Genomic DNA, 18437 nt, shown 5'->3' on the forward strand with positions numbered 1-18437 from the left:
GTTACTGGCTGCGCGCCATCAGGATTTCGACCGCAAGACGACGTGCCTCGCGGTTCAGGCCAATATGGTTGAGTGCTGCAACCGCATCGGTAAGGTCTTTGGGGTCACCGTTTGGGGTGCTGGCAACCTGTTGGGCCTGGATGGCAAGTGCAACAGTCTTGGCGCGTTGCATGTTCATTGCTGCCGTTTCAAGATGATGACTGACGGCGGTGCTGACGGTCTGGCGGTCGTCCAGATAAGGTGCCGTCAAAAGGGCATCCCAAAGAGCGACAGGAACTTCGATATCAAAGCCGTCAAACAGGCTGAAAATGAGCTCGGCGTCGCGCTGCGCCTGAATGCGATCACCGCGTGCGGCATCCATTTCCTGCCATTCGGTCATGCGGGCACGATGTTTGGCTTGTGCCTCGCTCATGGGGGCATTTGTTATTGCAGGCGGTGTCAAGGTGATCACCCCTCCCAAGCCATAGCTGACCGGGGTTGTCGTTCCGTCATCGGGCAGGTTTACCGTCACATTGTCATCGGTTTTTTCGGTAATCGGCGTTCCGGTATCTTCAAGGCCGGCAAGGGCAAGGACCGGATAAAGCAGGATCAGTCGGGATTCGATATCGTTGCCTGCATTCGCGCTGTTCTTTGCGACCTGCAACCAACCCGATGCGCGTTCCATATTGTCGGCCGCGATCGAAGCCTTGAGCGCGTCAAGGGCAAACCATGAAAAGTCGCCATTAACCGGAATATCAGACAGCAATTCCGATGTCAGCCGGGCGGCAAGTCCAAAATCACCGCCGAGCAAGGCCGTTTCATAAAGGGATGCCAGGATTTCTGCGCGTGCGGCCGGAACATCATTGCGGCTTGCCGCCTGATAAAGTTTGGCATACTGGCGAGCCGGAACGCTGTCGGGGGCATCATCCAGAGCATTGCTGATAGCGGTGTCGTCAAAGGGGGCTGAACCAAAAATTTCCCGAAGCTGTTCTGTTTCGATCAGGCCCGTCTTTTCTGCTTTACGGGCGGCTTCAAGGCGCACATCGGGTGTCGTTGCCGATGCATTGACGATACCAAGAATGGCGGTTGCATTATCGGTTGCAAGCTGGCTGGTCGGAATGCCTTGTTTGGCGATTTCAAGCAACGCGATATCAAGCGGCCGCAGATTGGCAAGTATATCTGCCGCGGGGGAAGAACCATTTCGAATGGCAGCAACCAGACCGAAAAATGTCTTGTCGGTTTCGCCTTCCATTTCCCGGACCAGATCGGTCGAGAAAGAAGCCGATGTCCGGTCATTGGCATGAAGGGCGCACATGACGGCTGCTTTGAGCCAGAAAAGATCGTCAAAGCTGTTGCCATATCCGTCAATCGCGGCACAGGCATCATCAAGTTTACCGGTGATCATCAGAGCATTGACTTCTGCCTGTGCCAGCATTGAACTGCGGGTGCCTTGCGGGGCGGCCCGGACCAGATCAATTGCAGCATCCAGCTCACCCATATTGATCAGTTTGGCAGCGCGCGTTTCCAGCAGACTGATTTCCTTGTGATCGTTGGGCACGGCCGCGATGCTAAGCAAAAGGCGGCGCGCAAGATCACGCGCGGCATGCGTTGCAGGTGTTGCCGGCATATCGGTCATCAGGCGTGCGGCGGTTTCGCGACTGGTGCCGTTCCACATATCGACACCCAATCCGCCACTTTCGCGTCCAAGTGTGCCGACGGATTCGGCATCGACAGCCTGAAGGGTTACGGTTTGTACGGCATCGGGATCCGTGGGGAATGTTTCGGTTTGTGTATTGCTGCCTGCTGCTCCCGGTGCAGTCTGACCGGAACTGTTACCCTGTTGATTGCCAGAGGTACCTTCAGGCTGCGAAGTTGCGTCCTGTTCTGCTTCCTGTTTCAAAAACAGCGGTACCGGTGCCTGTGCATTGGCGAATGTCGCAGGCAGGGTAACACCGGCACCTGCCATCATGGTGATGAAACAGGATTGCATCAGCAGTCGGGAACGCAAGTGCATGTCAGTTAAACCTCGAATTCGGGATGGTTTCTTCGATCTGGGTCGTCGGAGACGGAATATCCCAAGTGACCAGAAATGTGGCGCCACCGACGATGACAGCAATGACCAGCAATAAAATGAGGCGCGATAAAATCTTCATGGTTTTTCAAAACTCGGTGCGTTGGTGCGTGATACGCAAAGATCAGTATGCGGAGCCCGGTACAAGATGCAAGACGGAGCCTGTCTGCAAGTCAGCAAAGCCATGAAATCGATCTTTGATTTCCATCCAACCCCGTTCCCCGAACCTTATTCCCTGACATTCCAATTCGGCGATATAAAGGCAGTTTAGGGGCCGGGTCCTCACAGAGGGTTAACAGCAATGCCAAAAGATCGATCCCGAAGAAGATCAAGGACAACATACAGGATATTGCGCAGGACCTTTCTGAAACGAAGGAATTTGTCCTGATAAGGCGCGGGTTACTTGCGTTCAGCCCGCAGCTGGCCTAAAGAAATGGGTAAATTATGTGATAACCGGTTTTAAAGACAGGACTGCAAACCGATCATGGAGAGCAATATTGCCGAGTCGGGTTTGCGCGATGACGTGGTTGCAAATATCCGGAACGGGCTGAAAGGCCGGCCGCTGGTGTTTATCGGTCTGATGGGGGCCGGGAAAAGCTGCATCGGACGGATGGTCGCCAAGGCGCTGGATCTGGATTTTGTCGATGCCGATCGTGAGATTGAAGAGGCGGCAGGATGTTCGATTGCCGACATCTTCAAGCTGTACGGCGAAGAAGCCTTTCGCGACGGTGAGGAACGCGTGATAGCCCGTTTGCTGGATGGTGACCCGCTGGTACTTGCGACGGGGGGCGGTGCGTTTATTCGTGAAAAAACCCGTGCGCTTATTCTCGAAAAATCGATTTCGGTCTGGCTGCGCGCAGACCTTGATCTTCTGTTGCAACGGACCAGCGGGCGCACGCATCGCCCGTTGCTGAACAATGGTGATCCGCGCCAGATTCTGGCCGATCTGATCGAAGCCCGCTATCCGGTTTATGCCGGTGCGGATATCATTTTTGATTGTGACGAATCTTCCAAGGAAGAAACCTGCAACGGGGTAATGACCCTGCTTGGACGTTCATTTGATGAAAACGGGAACATAATCCGGTGAGCAATCACGACGCACTTCGCGTAGAACTTGGCGAACGCAGTTACGACATTCTGGTCGGCAGCAACCTTCTGGCAGATACCGCAAGTCATATTGCGCCTTTTATCAGAAAGGCCGGTGCGGTCGTTATCAGCGATGCCACGGTTGCGGAACAGCATTTGCCGACGGTACTGGCATCGCTTGACGAGGCCGGGATTACACATCGCGAAGTGATCGTTCCGGCGGGCGAGAAATCCAAAAGTTTTGCCGTGTTCGAAGATGTTGTTGAGCAAATTCTTGCGATGGGCATCGAGCGGTCGACCCTGATCATCGCGCTTGGTGGTGGTGTGGTTGGCGATCTGGCGGGATATGTTGCTGCGTCGCTTCTGCGCGGGCTTGATTTCGTGCAAATTCCAACAACACTTCTGTCGCAGGTCGACAGTTCGGTCGGGGGCAAGACCGGGATCAATTCGAAATCGGGCAAAAACCTTGTTGGCGCATTCCATCAGCCGCGTCTGGTTCTGGCTGATACGGCAGTCCTTGATACCTTGCCGCGACGTGAAATGCTGGCCGGCTATGCCGAGGTTGTGAAATACGGTCTGATCGATGATCCGGAATTCTTTGACTGGCTGGAAAGCAATGCCGAAGCCATTTTGAACAATGATGGGCCGGAACGCCGCGAAGCTGTCATGCGCAGTTGTGCCGCCAAGGCGCGGATCGTATCGCAGGACGAACGCGAGTCCGGAAAACGTGCGCTTTTGAACCTTGGCCATACATTCGGTCATGCGCTTGAGGCGGAAACAGGCTATGGCGCGAAGCTTCTGCACGGCGAAGCGGTCGCTATGGGAATGGTCATTGCCCATGACGTATGTGCTGCAATGGGCATGGCCCCGGCCGGTGAGAAGGAGCGAATTGTCAGTCACCTGAAATCGGTCGGTTTACCTGTGGTGGCCTCCGAGGTGACGGGAATGCATTGGGACATTGATCGTTTGATCGGGCACATGTCGCGTGACAAAAAGGTCAGCGATGGCGAGATCACCTTTGTGATGACACGTGGTATCGGCAAGGCCTTTACATCCAGGGCGATGGATGTGGACAAAATGCGCGCTGCCATTACCCGGTCATGCCGTGCCTGAGCCAGCGGGGATGTTCCCGAAGACTGTGACGTTGATGACTTGCCGGATGGATGATTGACCTGATACGTCGCAACAGGACAAAGTGATGTTCTGTTGCGTGTATACCTTTTGGAGAAGGACCTGAATGACAATCACGATTGTCGTGATTTTTATCCTGCTGATGTTGTCGGCATTTTTCTCGGGCTCGGAAACGGCGCTTACGGCAGCATCGCGACCGGTCATGTATCACAAGGAACAGGATGGCGATGTCCGGGCCGCGATTGTAAACCGGCTTCGTCAGTATCAGGAACGCCTGATCGGTGCCATTCTGCTTGGCAATAACCTGGTCAATATCCTGGCATCTTCGCTGGCCACATCGGTCATGATCGAGCTGTTCGGTGAAAGCGGCGTGGTTTACGCAACGGCGATGATGACGGCACTGGTGTTGATCTTTTCTGAAATCATGCCAAAAACCTATGCTCTGCAACATGCCGACAGTCTGGCATTGCGCGTGGCGCGCCCGATGAGTGTCCTTGTGGTGGTTTTTGCTCCGATCACCCAGACGATTCAGGTGGTTGTCGGTGCCGCACTGCGTCTTTTCGGCAGCGGCGAGGGACCGGGAACTGATCGCGAACGTGAATTGCGTGGCGCGATCGAACTGCATGCCGATGACGTGGTTGTTGGCGATCATCATGCCGAACGCACCATGCTGCACGGGATTCTTGACCTTGAGGATGTCGGTGTCTGGGAAATCATGGTGCATCGGCGCAAGGTCCAGATGATCGACATTACCCGTCCGATGGATGAAATCCTTGATACCGTGCTGAGCAGTCCGCATACGCGTATTCCGATCTATGACAAGGACCCGGACAATATTGTCGGGGTCTTGCATGCGCGTGAAGCGCTCAAGGCGATTGTGCGCGGTGCCAAACCGGAAACGGCCGAAGATGTCCGTGCGCTGAGTTCGGAACCGTGGTTCATTCCCGATAGCACCACGCTTGCCGATCAGCTCAAGGCCTTCAAGGAACGCCACGAACATTTTGCGATTGTCGTCGACGAGTATGGCGCCTTTGAAGGTGTCGTATCGCTTGAGGATATCCTTGAAGAAATCGTTGGTGATATTGCCGATGAAACCGATGTCGAGGTCGTCGGGGTGCAGCCGCAGACCGATGGTTCGGTCATTGTGCGCGGCGATGTCACCATTCGCGATCTTAACCGTCGTTTTGGCTGGCGTTTACCCGATGAAGAGGCCGCCACCGTTGCCGGGCTTTTGCTGTATGAAACCCGCCGCATTCCCGATGTCGGGCAGCAATTCCGCTTTCACGGGCTGGAATTCGAGGTACTGCGCCGTATCCGCAACCAGATCACCCGGATCAAGTTGCGTGAAGTCAGCGAAGTCACAACTGACGAACTGAACTAGTTTTTGCGGGACCAGAACAGGCGGGTTGCATGGGAAACCATGCAGCCCGTTTTGCGTTAAAGGATGCAAAACTGTTATGATAAATCTACTTATCGGTTAAAATGATCGACAAAGGTCTTGATCGATGTGATTGCAGGGCCAATTGCAAATAAGGGCCCCAAACATGTTTGATGCACAGCATCTGGCAATCTGATCGGGGCAGGGCACGTGGCAACAGCAACCCGCAGAGAGAAAAAATATGGATACGAAAATCGTACCTGGTGTCGTCAAAGAACAATCGATAGCAATCCTTAATCCTGCAGATTCGGTTATGGATGCTGTCGTGATGATGACCGAACGCAAAATCGGTGCCGTGATTATTGTCGATAACAATGCCAAACTTGCCGGTATCTTTACCGAACGCGACCTTGTGAACAGGGTCGTGGCCAAGGGACTTGATGCGGCGTCGACACCGCTTCAAAAGGTTATGACCGCCAATCCCGATACCCTTGGTCCCAACGATACCGCGATGAACGCGCTTGAACTGATGAGCGCCCGACGTTACCGCCATCTTCCGGTGATTGACGGGGAAAATGTCATTGGCATGGTTTCGATCCGTGACCTGTTCAATGTCGTCAAGGCGCAGCTTGAAGAAGATCTGCGCGAACGCGAGAAATTCATTTTCGGGTCAGATTACGGCGTCGCTTAAATCAGATTCCGGCGAGGTAACTGGCTTCCGGCGGCTGACGCAGGGTTTTGGCGTCAGCCGTCTTGCGTTTTGAAGGTTGACAACGTGGGGGTGAATGTCTTTACGTTTACGTAAAGGAGAGATACGCCATGCCCCTGTCCAGCCCCGCTTCTGATCGCGAACATATCCATACCCGCAAGGTCACCTGTACCGGATATCGTCGGCAAGACGGCCTTTGGGATATCGAAGGTCATATCACCGACACCAAAACATATGGGTTTGAAAACAATGATCGCGGCGAAATTCCGCCGGGCGTGCCGATTCATGAAATGTGGCTGCGCATTACGGTCGGAGACAACATGGTGATCAGTGCGGTTGAGGCCGTTACCGATCATGCCCCGTTCAATGCCTGCGACGAAATTGCGCCAAACTATGAAAAACTGGTTGGCCTGAAGATCGGACCGGGTCTGAAACAGCAAATCCGCGAAAGGGTCGGCGGTATCCACGGTTGCACACATCTGACCGAATTGATGGGACCTGTGGCGACAACTGCATTTCAGACGATCTTTCCGATCCGCGCCCGCGAGGCCGAAGAACGGAGCAAACAGGCGGAAAAGGACGGCACCGTATCGAGCCCGCCCAAAAAACGCCGGTCCCCCTTGGTCAATAGTTGCCATGGCTGGCGCAGTGATGGTGCTGCGGTCAAACGCATAGCCCCGGATATGTATACCGGTGACTGAGCCCCTATCTTGTAACGATGACAGCCGACCCCAATATCATCTGTGACGGGTTTTGGTGAATGTCAGGTGTTGTATGGAACGCCACACGCAGCCATGGGGACGAAACATTTTCGGGCAATCTGCAGTGGTCTGTGTCCGCGTTTTGCGGATTGGTCTGATTGCATTCGGTTTTGCCTTCATCCTTAACAGTCCGCCCGCAGGGGCTCAGGAATTTTCCGATTCACCCGGCGAGGACGCATTTCTGATCCTGCAAACCAATCTGCAGCCCCCCTATCAGCAATTGCAGGATGGTATTCTGAAGGGCTATTCCATAACCGTACTGAATTGTGCATTTGACCGGATCGGACTGGGCTACGGGATTGCGATTGCCCCCCGTCAGCGCAACCGGGAAATGGTTAGAAACGGGCAGGCGGATGGTTTTTTCCTGGCGCGGATAAGCCCGTTTATGGACGAATATGCCGACCCGACCTTACCGCTTGCCCTTGAAAAATGGGTCTGGATTTCAGCCGCCGGGCAACAGGGCAGTTTCGCGTCGATCCCGGCTCCCGACAGCCTGCTGTCCGTTGCCGCCATTCTTGGCTCGAACGAGGCCGAGTGGCTGGCCGAGCAGGGATATCATGAAATCGCCAAGGTACCGTTGATCACCTCGCTGATCTCGCAGGTTCTGGCCGGGCGGGTGGAATATGCGCTGGTGGACAAACAGACATTCGAAGCCGCGCGTGATGATATGGGGCACCATGAAGCCCAGTTCAAGATTCAGTTCGAACGATATGCGCCGCTTGTTATTTATTTCGGGCGGGAATATACCCGTCGCAATCCAGATCTGATCGGGGCCCTGAACACGGCACTTCGTACCTGCGAAACGTTACCCATGCGGCTTGAGGACTGGGAGCGTGACCTTATCACCCGTCAGCAATTGCCGATGATCCGTACTATGGCTGGTGATCCTAATCTGATTGCCGCTGTCCGGTCTGCATTGGGCACGGCCGATGTTCGTGCAGGGGCACTTGCCGATCTGGATCGTGAATGGCGTCGGGACAGCGAGCGCGGTGTTGCTAGTGCCAAGGCGGGCGAAATCCTTGAAAACTCCCTTTCCGGTATCTTGCGCTCGTTCCAGAAAGGCGATGCTGAAAATATTGCGGAAATATTTGTGTTTAATACCAAGGGGGCGGTTATTGGCATGAACCGTCTGACATCCGATTTTGACCAGTCCGATGAACCGAAATTCAAAGTAGTCATCCGGCAGGACCCTGATCTGAGCCAGATTGCCGATATTTATTTTGACGGATCTACCCGTACCTTCCTGTCGCAGGTAACCGTTCCGGTTGTCGACCCCGAGACCGGAAATGTCATTGCGGCAATGACGGTTGGCCTTGATGTTTCCGGGGCTCTGCGCCCCGATAGCTGATCAGGGTTTTGCCGGATCGGTAATTTTGATTTCCATTGCGCTATACCAGTCTGCAACGGCCTGAATCGCGTTGTCATCCAGATCGGCTGCGATTTCTGTCATGACTTCATGATGTCTTTTACCGTTCCGAAATGCCTTCAGCTGGGTTTCGATGTAGATGTTGGTCTCGCCGGCAAGGTTCGGAGCATCGGGCATTTCCGAAATACCGTTTGCGCCATGGCACGCAACACAAAGTTCAGGCGCGTCGTCGCCGGATTTGCCGGTAGGGAGTGCTGAGATGATCTCGAAATGGTTATACCAGGCTGCAACGTCTGAAATCTGCTGATCGTTCAAGCCGCTGGCGACAACCGTCATCATTTCATGTTCCCGGCTACCGTTGCGAAAAGCGTGCAATTGCATTTCGATATATTCGGCGGGTTCGCCACCGATATGGGGCGCAATCGGGATGCGGGCAAATCCGTCCAGCCCGTGACAGGTGCGGCACATGCCCGCAATTTTTCGCCCGGCATCAATATCCTGTGCGAAGGCGGTCCCGGCGGGCAAAAGCCCGCCGAGGATTACGACAAGCAATATCCGCATTACTGGCCCTCGTACCAGATGCGATAAAGTGCACCGGCAAGATCATCTGACACGATCAGCGATCCGTCCCGAAGTTGGGCGACATCGACCGGGCGGCCAAGATATTCACCGTTTTCATCGATCCAGCCTTCGGCAAACGGTTCTGTACTTGCATTGCCGTCGTCGTCGATAAAGGTCACCATCACCCGCGCGCCGACCGGTGTCGTTCGGTTCCAAGACCCGTGCTGGGCCGAGAAGATGGCGTTGGTGTATTTGGCGGGAAACATCTTGCCGGTATAGAAGCTCATGCCAAGGTCGGCTGCATGCGCAATGGTTTCAACCGCTGGCATCACGACGTCATAGGGGACTTCTTCACCCGCATATTCATTGGTGCGAACGTCGCCACCGCCATACCACGGATGGCCGAAATGCTGACCGGCTGCGGTTTGCCGGTTGATTTCACCCGGGGGAATGTCATCACCCATGCCATCTACCTGATTGTCCGTCCACCATAATTCCCCGGTTTGGGGATGGAAGTCGTGACCGACGGAGTTCCTGACTCCGTAAGTGTAAACTTCGCGCCCGGACCCATCGATATTGATCCGGATGATGCCGCCGATCCCATGTTCGCGATAAAGATCAAGCTTGTCCTTTGGTGCAACATTGAATGGCTGCCCAAGCGAGATATAAAGTTTGCCATCCGGGCCGATTTTGCAGACACGTGCGGTGTGATTGTAACTTTCCTCGGATGGCGGAACCAGTTCACCCTGCTTAACGACATTAAATGCTGCAACATCCGGGCTTTCATAGAAAAACTCGGCGGCGGGGAATGTCAGAACCCGGTTCTGTTCTGCGATATACAGCATCCCATCGGGCGAGAAACACGGCCCGTTCGGAATGGAAAACCGCAAAGACGGGGCGAAATCCTTGACCTCGTCCGCAACCCGGTCCTTGTTGCGATCAGTGACCGACCAGACCTTGTCCTTGCGCGTGCCGACAAATGTTACAACCCCCTGGGGCCCAACCGCGATATGGCGGGCATCGGGTACGACGGCATAAAGGGCAATCTTGAAACCGGCAGGCAGGGTAATGCGTTCGAGAGTCTTTTTGATACCGTCGGCATAGTCACCGGTTTGTTCGATTCTGGTGAATTCGGTGGTTCCGGTTGACTGGAAATTGGAAAGCTTTTCGAGATTGTCCGGGGCAGGGGCCTGTGCATGGGCCGTTGCGGACATAAACAGGGCGACGCTCGCCCCGACAAGGCGCGTTTTCATCACATAGTCCTCCCGTTTGTATCGGACGCAGATTTGACCGGCGCCCGCGCCCCATACATAGGCAGGAACCTGCGCAGGGGGCTTCTGGGCTATTATTGCGCCGAAAAATAACGGTCGTCTAAGTTGATTTCACCATGTGGAATAAACGCGATGGTTATTGTCTGGTAAGGGCTGCGGCATACTCGGCAGGCGTCATGGTCTTGAGTGCCAGCGCATGAACCCGGTCCTTGAGAAGCTGGTCAAGGGCCGTGTAAACCAGCCGCTGACGATTGACGCGATTCTCGCCATCGAATTTTTTAGACACCACCAGCACCGAAAAATGGGATTCGCCGCGCGGGTCGGCACCGGAATGACCGGCATGTTTCGACGAATCGTCGATGATTTCGAGTTTCTCCGGGGCAAATTCCGTGGTCAGGATATCTCGAATCTGTTGGGCTACCTGCATGTCAATCGCCTCTTGTTTCGGTGTGTTTCACATTGATGAATGCGAAAATTCAGCTGTTGGCACCGTTCTGGCACGCAATGGCAGTTTTTCAAGCCTTTTATCGCATTAAATCGGCCCGTATGATATTGCGAACCCCGATGATCAGAACATATAGACGCAGATGAACCGAGGCCAACGCAACAAGCGCAAAACCCTTTACCATGAAGAACCAGACCTGCCCGCATGCGAGTGGCCGGGATGTGAAGGTCATGGCGAATTTCGTGCGCCCAAGGATCGCAAACTGCGTGACTATTACAAATTCTGCCTCGACCATGTCCGGGAATACAACAAGTCCTGGAACTACTACGAAGGCATGAAGGCCGAAGACATTGAAAATGATGTCCGGCGTGATACCCACTGGCAGCGGCCGACATGGCGGTTCGGCCATATTCGCGGTGCCAAAAAGCCGTTCAACTTCAAATTCAGCGACGGGTTCGGCTTCTTTAATGAAGATGGTGATCCAACCCATCATGGCCCGGGCGGAGACCCGGCCGGTGACCGTCGACGCAAAAGCGAAGACGCCCAGCGCCGTGCAGGAGCAATGGGCATGCCGTCCGAACAGCAACAGGCAATGGCAACACTTGACCTTGGCTGGCCATTTTCCAAGGACGAATTGAAGTCGAAATACAAAACGCTGTCGAAGAAATACCACCCCGATGCCAATGGCGGGGACAAGGGGGCGGAAGAACGGTTTAAAAAAATCAGTGCGGCCTATTCATCACTGATGAGCTACATCCGCGATCTGGAAGCACGCGTTTCCCTTTGAACAGAGCCCGGTGCCGGGACGATTTTGATAAAATCTGCCTTGCAATTCACGCCCCGGACCTTTTCATTGTTCGATCCATTTGCGGCGACAGACATTTTTTGCGCATCTTCCCTTTGTCACGCGCATCTTAGCCGCTATTAATGAGCTAGTTTCAAACGAGACCGCGTCACCGGTCCGATAAAATGCGCGAGTACTTATGAGCCAAGGTTACGAAGCGACAGGTGTAGCCGCCGAACATCCGCTGGATGCACCCGACATCAAAATCTCCGTGCGCGAAGCGTTCGGGATTGATAGCGATATGAAAGTCCCGGCATTCAGCCAGGGCAGCGAACATGTCCCCATGATTGATCCGACCTATCGGTTTGATCGCGATACCACATTGGCCATTCTGGCGGGCTTCGCCCATAACCGCCGTGTGATGATCCAAGGGTATCACGGGACGGGTAAATCGACCCATATCGAACAGGTTGCCGCACGCCTGAACTGGCCGTGTGTTCGTGTCAACCTTGATAGCCATATTTCGCGTATCGATCTGATCGGCAAGGACGCTATCGTACTGCGCGATGGCAAACAGATCACCGAATTCCGTGAAGGCATTCTGCCCTGGGCGCTTAAACGCCCGGTGGCCATGGTGTTTGATGAATATGATGCCGGTCGTCCGGACGTTATGTTCGTGATCCAGCGTGTTTTGGAAGTTGATGGCAAGCTGACCCTGCTTGACCAGAACAAGGTTATTCATCCGCATCCGAATTTCCGCCTGTTCGCGACGTCGAACACGGTCGGGCTTGGAGATACCACAGGCCTCTATCACGGAACCCAGCAGATCAACCAAGCACAGATGGACCGTTGGTCGATTGTTGCGACGTTGAACTATCTTTCGGTTTCGGATGAAACCAACATCGTTGCCGCCAAGGTGCCGTCATTCGATAATGCCGAAGGTCGCAAGAAAATCGAGGCCATGGTTGCGCTGGCCAACCTGACCCGTCAGGGGTTTGTTGCGGGCGATATTTCGACCGTCATGAGCCCGCGTACCGTTATTACGCTGGCCGAAAATGTCGAGATTTTCCAAGATATATCCTATGCGTTCCGCGTGACGTTTCTGAACCGTTGCGACGAGGTCGAACGCCCGATCCTGGCAGAATATTATCAGCGTTGCTTTGGCGAGGAACTGCCCGAAGAAGCCATCAATGTGATGGTCCGCTAAGGACCATCTGTTGTTAAAGCAAATCGGCGACCTGATTCCAGAAGCGAGTAGTGCAATGAAGAATGATGAAGCGCTTTCCGGATTTTTGCGCGGCACAGCGGCGACGTTTCGCGCGCTTGCCGGACGCAATGATCTTGAAGTCGGCTTTGTCAAAGGCGGCCGGGCGGGGGGCTATGGCGAACATGTGCGCCTGCCGATGCCCAAACAGGCTCTGCCGAAGGACGAGGTTGCCGATCTGCGTGGTGTTGCCGATGGCTGGGCCCTGAAACTGCGCCACCATGACGTGGCCCTTCATGCGCGTCGCATGCCCGAAACGGCAGAGGCACAGGCTGTTTACGACGCGCTGGAAACGGCACGTTGCGAGGCGGTCGGTTCGCGTTATTTCCCCGGTGTGCGCAAGAACCTTCGTGAACATGCCGAACAGGATTGCCGTGCCAAAAACTTCCATCGCCTGACTGCGCGCGAAGATGCCCCGTTTGCCGATGCAATCGGGATGCTGGCGCGCGAGATATTTACCGGCGAACCCGCCCCGCAATCGGCCCGTCCGCTGATTGATTTGTGGCGCGCCCATATCGAAAAAAATGCTGGTGCCGATCTTAGCGATCTGCGCGATGTGCTTGATGATCAGGATGCCTTTGCACGCGGCCTTCGCCGCTTGCTGGATCATTTGTCGCTTGAAGACGATATCGACGATGCCCCGCCGGAAAACGAAGGCGAGGACGAGGACGAAAAGGAAGGCGAAACCGACCCGGACGAGGAACTCGACAGCCAAGGCGGTCAGCAGGGGCAGGCCGACGAGTCCGAGCCTGATGGTGATGATCAGCAGCAGGATGCCGGTACCGAAGAAGCCGAAGCCGGTGAAGGCGATATCGACGATCAGCAGCTTGAGGCCATGTCGCAGGAAGAACAGCCTGCCGGACCGGGCGAACAGCCGGAATTTGATGGTCGGAACGAACCGATTGAACGCGGGTATGAGCCATTTACTCGTGAATTCGATGAAATCGTCACCGCCGATGAGCTTTGCGAAGGGCTGGAGCTTTCGCGTTTGCGTGCCATGCTCGATAAGCAGCTTGCAAATTTGCAGAATGTCGTTTCGCGCCTTGCCAACCGCTTGCAGCGTCGCCTGATGGCGCAGCAAAACCGCGGTTGGGATTTTGATCTTGAAGAAGGCATTCTTGATGCTGCAAAACTCGCACGCATTGTTGCAACGCCTTCGACCTCGCTGTCTTTCAAGCAGGAACAGGATACGGATTTCCGCGATACGGTGGTCACCCTGCTTATTGACAATTCCGGGTCCATGCGCGGGCGTCCGATCACGATTGCCGCACTTTCGGCCGATATTCTGGCGCGTACCCTTGAACGGTGCGGCGTGAAGGTCGAAATCCTTGGCTTTACCACCCGGCAGTGGAAGGGCGGACAATCGCGCGAAAAATGGGTTGAAAGCGGCAAGCCGCCAAAACCTGGTCGACTGAACGATCTGCGTCACATTATATACAAGGCCGCCGATACGCCGTGGCGGCGCGCACGCAAGAACCTTGGCCTGATGCTGCGCGAAGGGTTGCTTAAGGAAAATATCGACGGCGAAGCACTGCTTTGGGCGCATGAACGTCTTCTGGCACGTTCGGAACAACGCCGGATTTTGATGGTGATTTCCGACGGGGCTCCGGTAGATGATTCGACCCTGTCGGTTAATTCCGGAAATTATCTTGAACGTCACCTGCGCGAAGTGATCGACTGGATTCAGACGCGGTCACCGGTTGAATTGCTTGCAATCGGCATCGGGCACGACGTCACGCGCTATTACAAGCGTGCCGTTACGATCAATGACCCGGAAGAATTGGGTGGCACCATGTTGCGCGAATTGTCCGATCTGTTCGATGAACAGGGTGCCCGTCAGCCCAAACGCCCGATGCGTCATGTGCCCGCGGATACCGCCAAGGACAAGGCGACCGGTGATCGCGACCGCTGGTAGGCAAAGGGGATAGGGGCCGTCATGTCAGCCATTACCCGCTTTGCGCCCAGTCCGACCGGCTTTCTGCATCTTGGCCACGCGGCGTCGGCCCTGTTTTCTGCAAAACAGGCCGGGCCGGATGGCGGTTTCCTTTTACGGATCGAAGATATAGATCAAACCCGCTGTCGCCCGGAATATGTTGATGCGATCTTTGAGGACCTTGCTTGGCTGGGGCTTCAATGGGAAAACCCTGTCCGTATACAGTCACAGCATTTCCGTGATTATCAGAAGGTGCTGGATCGTTTGAGCGAGGCGGGGTTGCTTTATCCGTGCTTTTGCACGCGAAAAGACATTCAGGAAGAAATCGAGCGGATCGGAAATGCCCCGCATGGTCCTGATGGTGCACATTATCCGGGGACCTGCCGTCATTGCAGCGCGTCCGAGCGTGCGGACCGCATTGCGGCCGGTGAAAGCTATGCCCTGCGTCTGGATATGGGGGGGGCAGTCAGGCAGGCTGGTGGCCCGTTATCATGGTATGATCGCAAGGCAGGCAAACAGGATGCCACGCCGGAAATATTTGGCGATGTTGTTCTGGCGCGCAAGGATACGCCGACGAGCTACCATCTGTCTGTGACCCATGATGATCATTTGCAGGGGATCAACCTTGTCACACGTGGTGAAGACCTGTTTTTCGCAAGCCACCTGCATCGTCTGCTACAGGAATTGCTGGGCTATGATGTGCCGGAATATCATCATCACGGCTTGCTGACCGGGCCGGATGGCAAACGGTTTGCCAAGCGCGACAAATCAAAGACCCTTCGATTCATGCGTGACGAGGGCATGAGCGCAGACGAGGTTATTGCGTTAAGCGGCGGAACTATCTAGGCAATGTCGTTCTGGTTTCCAGAAGGTCCGGACGTTCGACGAACCAGCTTCGAATAAAATCGATCATCAGCCGGTTTTTGACCGGCAGGTTTTCCTGATAGGGATAAACCAGATAGATTGGCCGTAACGGTGATGAATAGCCATCGAGTGCCGTTTCAAGCAACCCGTCATGGATTGCCGGAAGGGCAACATATCGCGGCAGCCGGGCAACCCCCAATCCACGGATCGCGGCATTGCGCAATAGTGGATAATGGTTCAGGCGCAGATTGCCCTGTGCCGGAATTGACTGTGCGCCATCATCGGAAAAGAAAACCCAGTTGCCGTCCTTGTAGTACTGAAAGTTCAGCAGGCAATTGTGATTTGCCAGATCGGCGGGTATTTCGGGCTTTGGGTGCTTTGCCCAGTAGGCAGGGCTCGCGCAGACCAGTTCGGACAATTGACCCAACGGAATGGCAACCTGTTCCGGGTCGTCGGTTAATCCGGCACGAATGGCGATATCGATATGGGACGATTGCAGATCGCGAAATGTGTTTTCCAGTTCCATCTCGATCTGGATACGCGGATGGGTCCTTTGAAACGCGACGATGATGTCATTGAGAAACATTTCACCAAAGGACACGGGAACCGTAATGCGAACGGTGCCGACCGGCTCGCCGCGCAGGGCCTCGACGGCCTCGAATGCGGCGGAGGCACTTTGGATGATGTTCTGGCAATAACCCAGAAAGGTAGTGCCGATCTCGGTCGGCTCGACCTTGCGGGTGGACCGGAACAGCAATTGTGCGCCCAATTCGGCCTCCAGCCGTTTGACATGCTGGCTGATCAGGCCTTTTGACACGCCAAGCACCTTGGCGGCTTGGGTGAAGCCACCGTTTTCTACGACGGTCGCAAAGCTGCGCATTTCACTCAGATAATCTTTCATTGTTTAAAATACTAAACAAGATGTTTGGGAATCACCAGATTATCATTGTCATTGTCCTATGAGACGATCTTCCCATCGAAACACATTCCGAAGACGGAGGATGAAATGAAAGTTTTGCTGATAGGTGCATCAGGGATTATCGGACGCGGGATTGATGCTGAATTGTCCCAACGTCACGAAATCATTCGTGCCTCGCGATCAAGCGGGGACGTCAATGTTGACCTGACCGATATCGCATCAATTCGAGGCATGTTTGAAAAGGTCGGAAAAGTTGACGCCGTTGTTTCTGCGACAGGCAAAGTTCATTTCGGTGATTTCGCCGAAATGGACGATGACAAATACCGCATCGGGATCAATGACAAACTGATGGGGCAGGTCAATCTGGTATTGGTCGGGCGTGACCATGTGTCGGATGACGCATCATTTACACTTACCACCGGCATCCTGTCCAAAGATCCGATCCGTTATGGCAGTTCTGCCTCGATGGTGAACGGGGCGATTGAATCCTTTGTTCGTGCGGTGGCAATTGAAATGAAACCGGGTCTGCGTATCAACGCGGTCAGCCCCGGTGTGATCCTTGAGGCGATGGAAGGCTACGCACCGTATTTCCGCGGGCATGATCCCGTTCCGGCTGCACGTGCAGCCCTTGGTTATGCCAAATCGGTGGAAGGTCTTCAGACCGGTCAGGTTTTCGAGATTTTCTGATTTTTCAAAAATTAAACCGGCTGCGGCTTTCCGGCTGCAGCCGGTTATCATTACCGGATATGTATCGCGGGGTGTTATTGCGTGGCCGTACTGCGACCTTCGAACTCTTCGCGGAGTTGCGCAAGATAGCCGTTGTTCCGTATTTTCTTGGCGGCTTTGTTCATGCGAAGGACCAGTGTTTTGTCCACCCGGCGATTGCAGCCAACCCAGAGAGATGGGCGCTCAAGGGGCAGAACCGGTGTGATCTGATGGCGGCGGTCCGGTGGATTGAAATGATCAATGCCGTCATGGCTGTCGAACCATAAATCGATCCGCCCCGCCCGCAAAAGATCGGGTCCAAGGTCCCGTTCGGACATGACGACAAGATTGTATCCGCCAAGTGACTGAAGATATTCATGGCGGACGTCATTGCGGTAAATCCCGATGGTCAGATGGCGAATATCGGCCAGGCCGTGGGCCGTAATGCCCGATGATGCTGCAGCAAAAAACGTCCAGTCTGTCATCATCATCGGTCCGACCCACTGAAACAGGTTTTCGCGATCCGGGGTGCGGGTAATCAGAAAAATGCAGGCATCGGGATCATCAAGGACAAGACGGTAAGATTGGCCCAAGGGGCAAGAACTGTTGTATCCGAAAGTTTTGAAATTTCCCGGACAGCCTCGCTGGCCCAGCCGGTAACGGTGTGGTCTTTTTCATCAATATAACTACGAGAGGGAACATATTCCGTCAGGAATGTGATTGATTGTGCCGAAACATGCCCGGAGGCAAGCATGATCAACGTGAAACCCAACGCAAATTTTTTCAGTTGCGCTTTTAAGTAGCGCTGCATCGCACTTTGTTCCCCGTAAGGTGATAAAGTCGATATCGTTATACGCGTTTAAATTTCAATGTGTTTATATGAATGGTTAAGTATGTGCAGGCAATTTTCCCGCTGTGACGGGAATTAGCGGCTGAAATCCAGAAGAACAAGGAAGACGACCGGAACCAGTGCAAGGGCGACATAAATCCAGATCGACGCAACCGGAATACCGAAATGCGCCAGCACATAACCGGCCAAATACAGAACAAGGCCAATTACAGCAACCAGCAAAATGCCCAGAAGAGGCATGGATACCTTGGAATCGGTTTTCATCTTGCGCAATGCTCCCCAAGCGTGTGCGGAATATCTATGATAGCACCCTAGCACCGAATGCGCGATGATGTTTTGACAAGGATCAATCTGCGTTTT

General features: G+C 54.3%; 19 protein-coding genes. 11 read left to right on the forward strand and 8 right to left on the reverse strand.

Features of this window, described 5'->3' with window-relative positions; all coding sequences use genetic code 11:
• Position 1: 1 nt before the first annotated feature.
• Positions 2–1993 carry an antifreeze glycopeptide gene (locus tag LG297_RS02220; protein WP_404424695.1) on the reverse strand — a complete coding sequence of 664 codons (1992 nt, stop codon included), beginning with the start codon at positions 1991–1993 and terminating at the stop codon, positions 2–4.
• Positions 1994–2534: 541 nt separating this feature from the next.
• Between LG297_RS02220 and LG297_RS02225 the strand changes: the two genes are divergently transcribed.
• The 6 genes from LG297_RS02225 (at position 2535) to LG297_RS02250 (ending at position 8463) form a co-directional block, all read left to right on the forward strand.
• Positions 2535–3137, forward strand: coding sequence for a shikimate kinase (locus LG297_RS02225; RefSeq protein ID WP_404424697.1), 603 nt, complete (start codon positions 2535–2537; stop codon positions 3135–3137).
• Positions 3134–4249 (forward strand): 3-dehydroquinate synthase, encoded by a 1116-nt coding sequence (aroB, locus tag LG297_RS02230; RefSeq protein WP_404424699.1) that lies wholly within the window; start codon positions 3134–3136, stop codon positions 4247–4249. The genes LG297_RS02225 and aroB overlap by 4 nt, the downstream gene beginning before the upstream one ends.
• A gap of 124 nt (positions 4250–4373) precedes the next feature.
• On the forward strand, positions 4374–5648 hold the full coding sequence (locus LG297_RS02235; RefSeq protein ID WP_404424701.1) for an HlyC/CorC family transporter: 1275 nt from the start codon (positions 4374–4376) through the stop codon (positions 5646–5648).
• Positions 5649–5886: 238 nt separating this feature from the next.
• Positions 5887–6336: a CBS domain-containing protein gene (locus tag LG297_RS02240; protein ID WP_404424703.1), complete on the forward strand. Its 450-nt coding sequence runs from the start codon at positions 5887–5889 to the stop codon at positions 6334–6336.
• A gap of 128 nt (positions 6337–6464) precedes the next feature.
• Entirely contained in the window at positions 6465–7055 is a 591-nt protein-coding gene (locus tag LG297_RS02245) for a DUF2889 domain-containing protein (protein ID WP_404424705.1), read from the forward strand.
• Between the two features lie 73 nt (positions 7056–7128).
• Complete coding sequence (locus LG297_RS02250; protein WP_404424707.1) at positions 7129–8463, forward strand: substrate-binding periplasmic protein; 1335 nt, start codon at positions 7129–7131, stop codon at positions 8461–8463.
• On the opposite strand, the gene LG297_RS02255 is transcribed toward LG297_RS02250, so the two are convergent.
• From LG297_RS02255 to LG297_RS02265, 3 genes are all read right to left on the reverse strand, one after another.
• Positions 8464–9042 carry a c-type cytochrome gene (locus LG297_RS02255; RefSeq protein WP_404424709.1) on the reverse strand — a complete coding sequence of 193 codons (579 nt, stop codon included), beginning with the start codon at positions 9040–9042 and terminating at the stop codon, positions 8464–8466.
• Positions 9042–10295, reverse strand: coding sequence for a PQQ-dependent sugar dehydrogenase (locus tag LG297_RS02260; RefSeq protein ID WP_404424711.1), 1254 nt, complete (start codon positions 10293–10295; stop codon positions 9042–9044). Before LG297_RS02260 ends, LG297_RS02255 begins: the two co-directional genes overlap by 1 nt.
• A gap of 154 nt (positions 10296–10449) precedes the next feature.
• Positions 10450–10740, reverse strand: a complete 291-nt coding sequence (locus tag LG297_RS02265) for a BolA family protein (protein ID WP_404424713.1) — start codon at positions 10738–10740, stop codon at positions 10450–10452.
• A 160-nt stretch (positions 10741–10900) separates the two neighbouring features.
• On the opposite strand from LG297_RS02265, the gene LG297_RS02270 reads away from it, so the two are divergent.
• The 4 genes from LG297_RS02270 (at position 10901) to gluQRS (ending at position 15585) form a co-directional block, all read left to right on the forward strand.
• Positions 10901–11545: a DnaJ domain-containing protein gene (locus tag LG297_RS02270; protein WP_404424715.1), complete on the forward strand. Its 645-nt coding sequence runs from the start codon at positions 10901–10903 to the stop codon at positions 11543–11545.
• A 196-nt stretch (positions 11546–11741) separates the two neighbouring features.
• Positions 11742–12749: a cobaltochelatase subunit CobS gene (gene cobS, locus LG297_RS02275; protein ID WP_404424717.1), complete on the forward strand. Its 1008-nt coding sequence runs from the start codon at positions 11742–11744 to the stop codon at positions 12747–12749.
• Between the two features lie 55 nt (positions 12750–12804).
• Positions 12805–14721 (forward strand): cobaltochelatase subunit CobT, encoded by a 1917-nt coding sequence (cobT, locus tag LG297_RS02280; RefSeq protein ID WP_404424719.1) that lies wholly within the window; start codon positions 12805–12807, stop codon positions 14719–14721.
• Positions 14722–14742: 21 nt separating this feature from the next.
• Positions 14743–15585: a tRNA glutamyl-Q(34) synthetase GluQRS gene (gene gluQRS / locus LG297_RS02285; RefSeq protein ID WP_404424721.1), complete on the forward strand. Its 843-nt coding sequence runs from the start codon at positions 14743–14745 to the stop codon at positions 15583–15585.
• Here gluQRS and LG297_RS02290 read toward each other — a convergent pair.
• Positions 15578–16504, reverse strand: coding sequence for a LysR family transcriptional regulator (locus LG297_RS02290; RefSeq protein WP_404424723.1), 927 nt, complete (start codon positions 16502–16504; stop codon positions 15578–15580). The two genes, gluQRS and LG297_RS02290, sit on opposite strands and share 8 nt — an antisense overlap.
• A gap of 105 nt (positions 16505–16609) precedes the next feature.
• On the opposite strand from LG297_RS02290, the gene LG297_RS02295 reads away from it, so the two are divergent.
• Complete coding sequence (locus LG297_RS02295; protein WP_404424725.1) at positions 16610–17209, forward strand: short chain dehydrogenase; 600 nt, start codon at positions 16610–16612, stop codon at positions 17207–17209.
• Between the two features lie 74 nt (positions 17210–17283).
• Here the strand turns inward: LG297_RS02295 and LG297_RS02300 are convergent, their stop codons facing one another.
• The 3 genes from LG297_RS02300 to LG297_RS02310 all read right to left on the reverse strand — a co-directional run bounded on the left by LG297_RS02300 (position 17284) and on the right by LG297_RS02310 (position 18341).
• Positions 17284–17820: a substrate-binding periplasmic protein gene (locus LG297_RS02300; protein WP_404424727.1), complete on the reverse strand. Its 537-nt coding sequence runs from the start codon at positions 17818–17820 to the stop codon at positions 17284–17286.
• Positions 17766–18038, reverse strand: coding sequence for a hypothetical protein (locus tag LG297_RS02305; RefSeq protein ID WP_404424729.1), 273 nt, complete (start codon positions 18036–18038; stop codon positions 17766–17768). Before LG297_RS02305 ends, LG297_RS02300 begins: the two co-directional genes overlap by 55 nt.
• Before the next feature lie 114 nt (positions 18039–18152).
• Complete coding sequence (locus LG297_RS02310; RefSeq protein WP_404424731.1) at positions 18153–18341, reverse strand: hypothetical protein; 189 nt, start codon at positions 18339–18341, stop codon at positions 18153–18155.
• Positions 18342–18437 lie beyond the last annotated feature (96 nt).

The sequence above is a fragment of the Thalassospira australica genome, from assembly GCF_044790785.1.
GTDB lineage: Bacteria > Pseudomonadota > Alphaproteobacteria > Rhodospirillales > Thalassospiraceae > Thalassospira > Thalassospira australica_A.

Bases quoted from the DNA above. Each gene is read 5' to 3' on its own strand.
- LG297_RS02220 (WP_404424695.1), bottom strand. From the start codon at position 1,993: ATGCACTTGCGTTCCCGACTGCTGATGCAATCCTGTTTCATCACCATG.
- gluQRS (WP_404424721.1), top strand. From the start codon at position 14,743: ATGTCAGCCATTACCCGCTTTGCGCCCAGTCCGACCGGCTTTCTGCAT.
- LG297_RS02265 (WP_404424713.1), bottom strand. From the start codon at position 10,740: ATGCAGGTAGCCCAACAGATTCGAGATATCCTGACCACGGAATTTGCC.
- LG297_RS02225 (WP_404424697.1), top strand. From the start codon at position 2,535: ATGGAGAGCAATATTGCCGAGTCGGGTTTGCGCGATGACGTGGTTGCA.
- LG297_RS02235 (WP_404424701.1), top strand. From the start codon at position 4,374: ATGACAATCACGATTGTCGTGATTTTTATCCTGCTGATGTTGTCGGCA.
- LG297_RS02290 (WP_404424723.1), bottom strand. From the start codon at position 16,504: ATGAAAGATTATCTGAGTGAAATGCGCAGCTTTGCGACCGTCGTAGAA.
- LG297_RS02245 (WP_404424705.1), top strand. From the start codon at position 6,465: ATGCCCCTGTCCAGCCCCGCTTCTGATCGCGAACATATCCATACCCGC.
- LG297_RS02310 (WP_404424731.1), bottom strand. From the start codon at position 18,341: ATGAAAACCGATTCCAAGGTATCCATGCCTCTTCTGGGCATTTTGCTG.
- cobS (WP_404424717.1), top strand. From the start codon at position 11,742: ATGAGCCAAGGTTACGAAGCGACAGGTGTAGCCGCCGAACATCCGCTG.
- LG297_RS02255 (WP_404424709.1), bottom strand. From the start codon at position 9,042: ATGCGGATATTGCTTGTCGTAATCCTCGGCGGGCTTTTGCCCGCCGGG.
- LG297_RS02260 (WP_404424711.1), bottom strand. From the start codon at position 10,295: ATGAAAACGCGCCTTGTCGGGGCGAGCGTCGCCCTGTTTATGTCCGCA.
- LG297_RS02240 (WP_404424703.1), top strand. From the start codon at position 5,887: ATGGATACGAAAATCGTACCTGGTGTCGTCAAAGAACAATCGATAGCA.
- LG297_RS02295 (WP_404424725.1), top strand. From the start codon at position 16,610: ATGAAAGTTTTGCTGATAGGTGCATCAGGGATTATCGGACGCGGGATT.
- LG297_RS02305 (WP_404424729.1), bottom strand. From the start codon at position 18,038: ATGCAGCGCTACTTAAAAGCGCAACTGAAAAAATTTGCGTTGGGTTTC.
- LG297_RS02250 (WP_404424707.1), top strand. From the start codon at position 7,129: ATGGAACGCCACACGCAGCCATGGGGACGAAACATTTTCGGGCAATCT.
- cobT (WP_404424719.1), top strand. From the start codon at position 12,805: ATGAAGAATGATGAAGCGCTTTCCGGATTTTTGCGCGGCACAGCGGCG.
- LG297_RS02270 (WP_404424715.1), top strand. From the start codon at position 10,901: ATGAACCGAGGCCAACGCAACAAGCGCAAAACCCTTTACCATGAAGAA.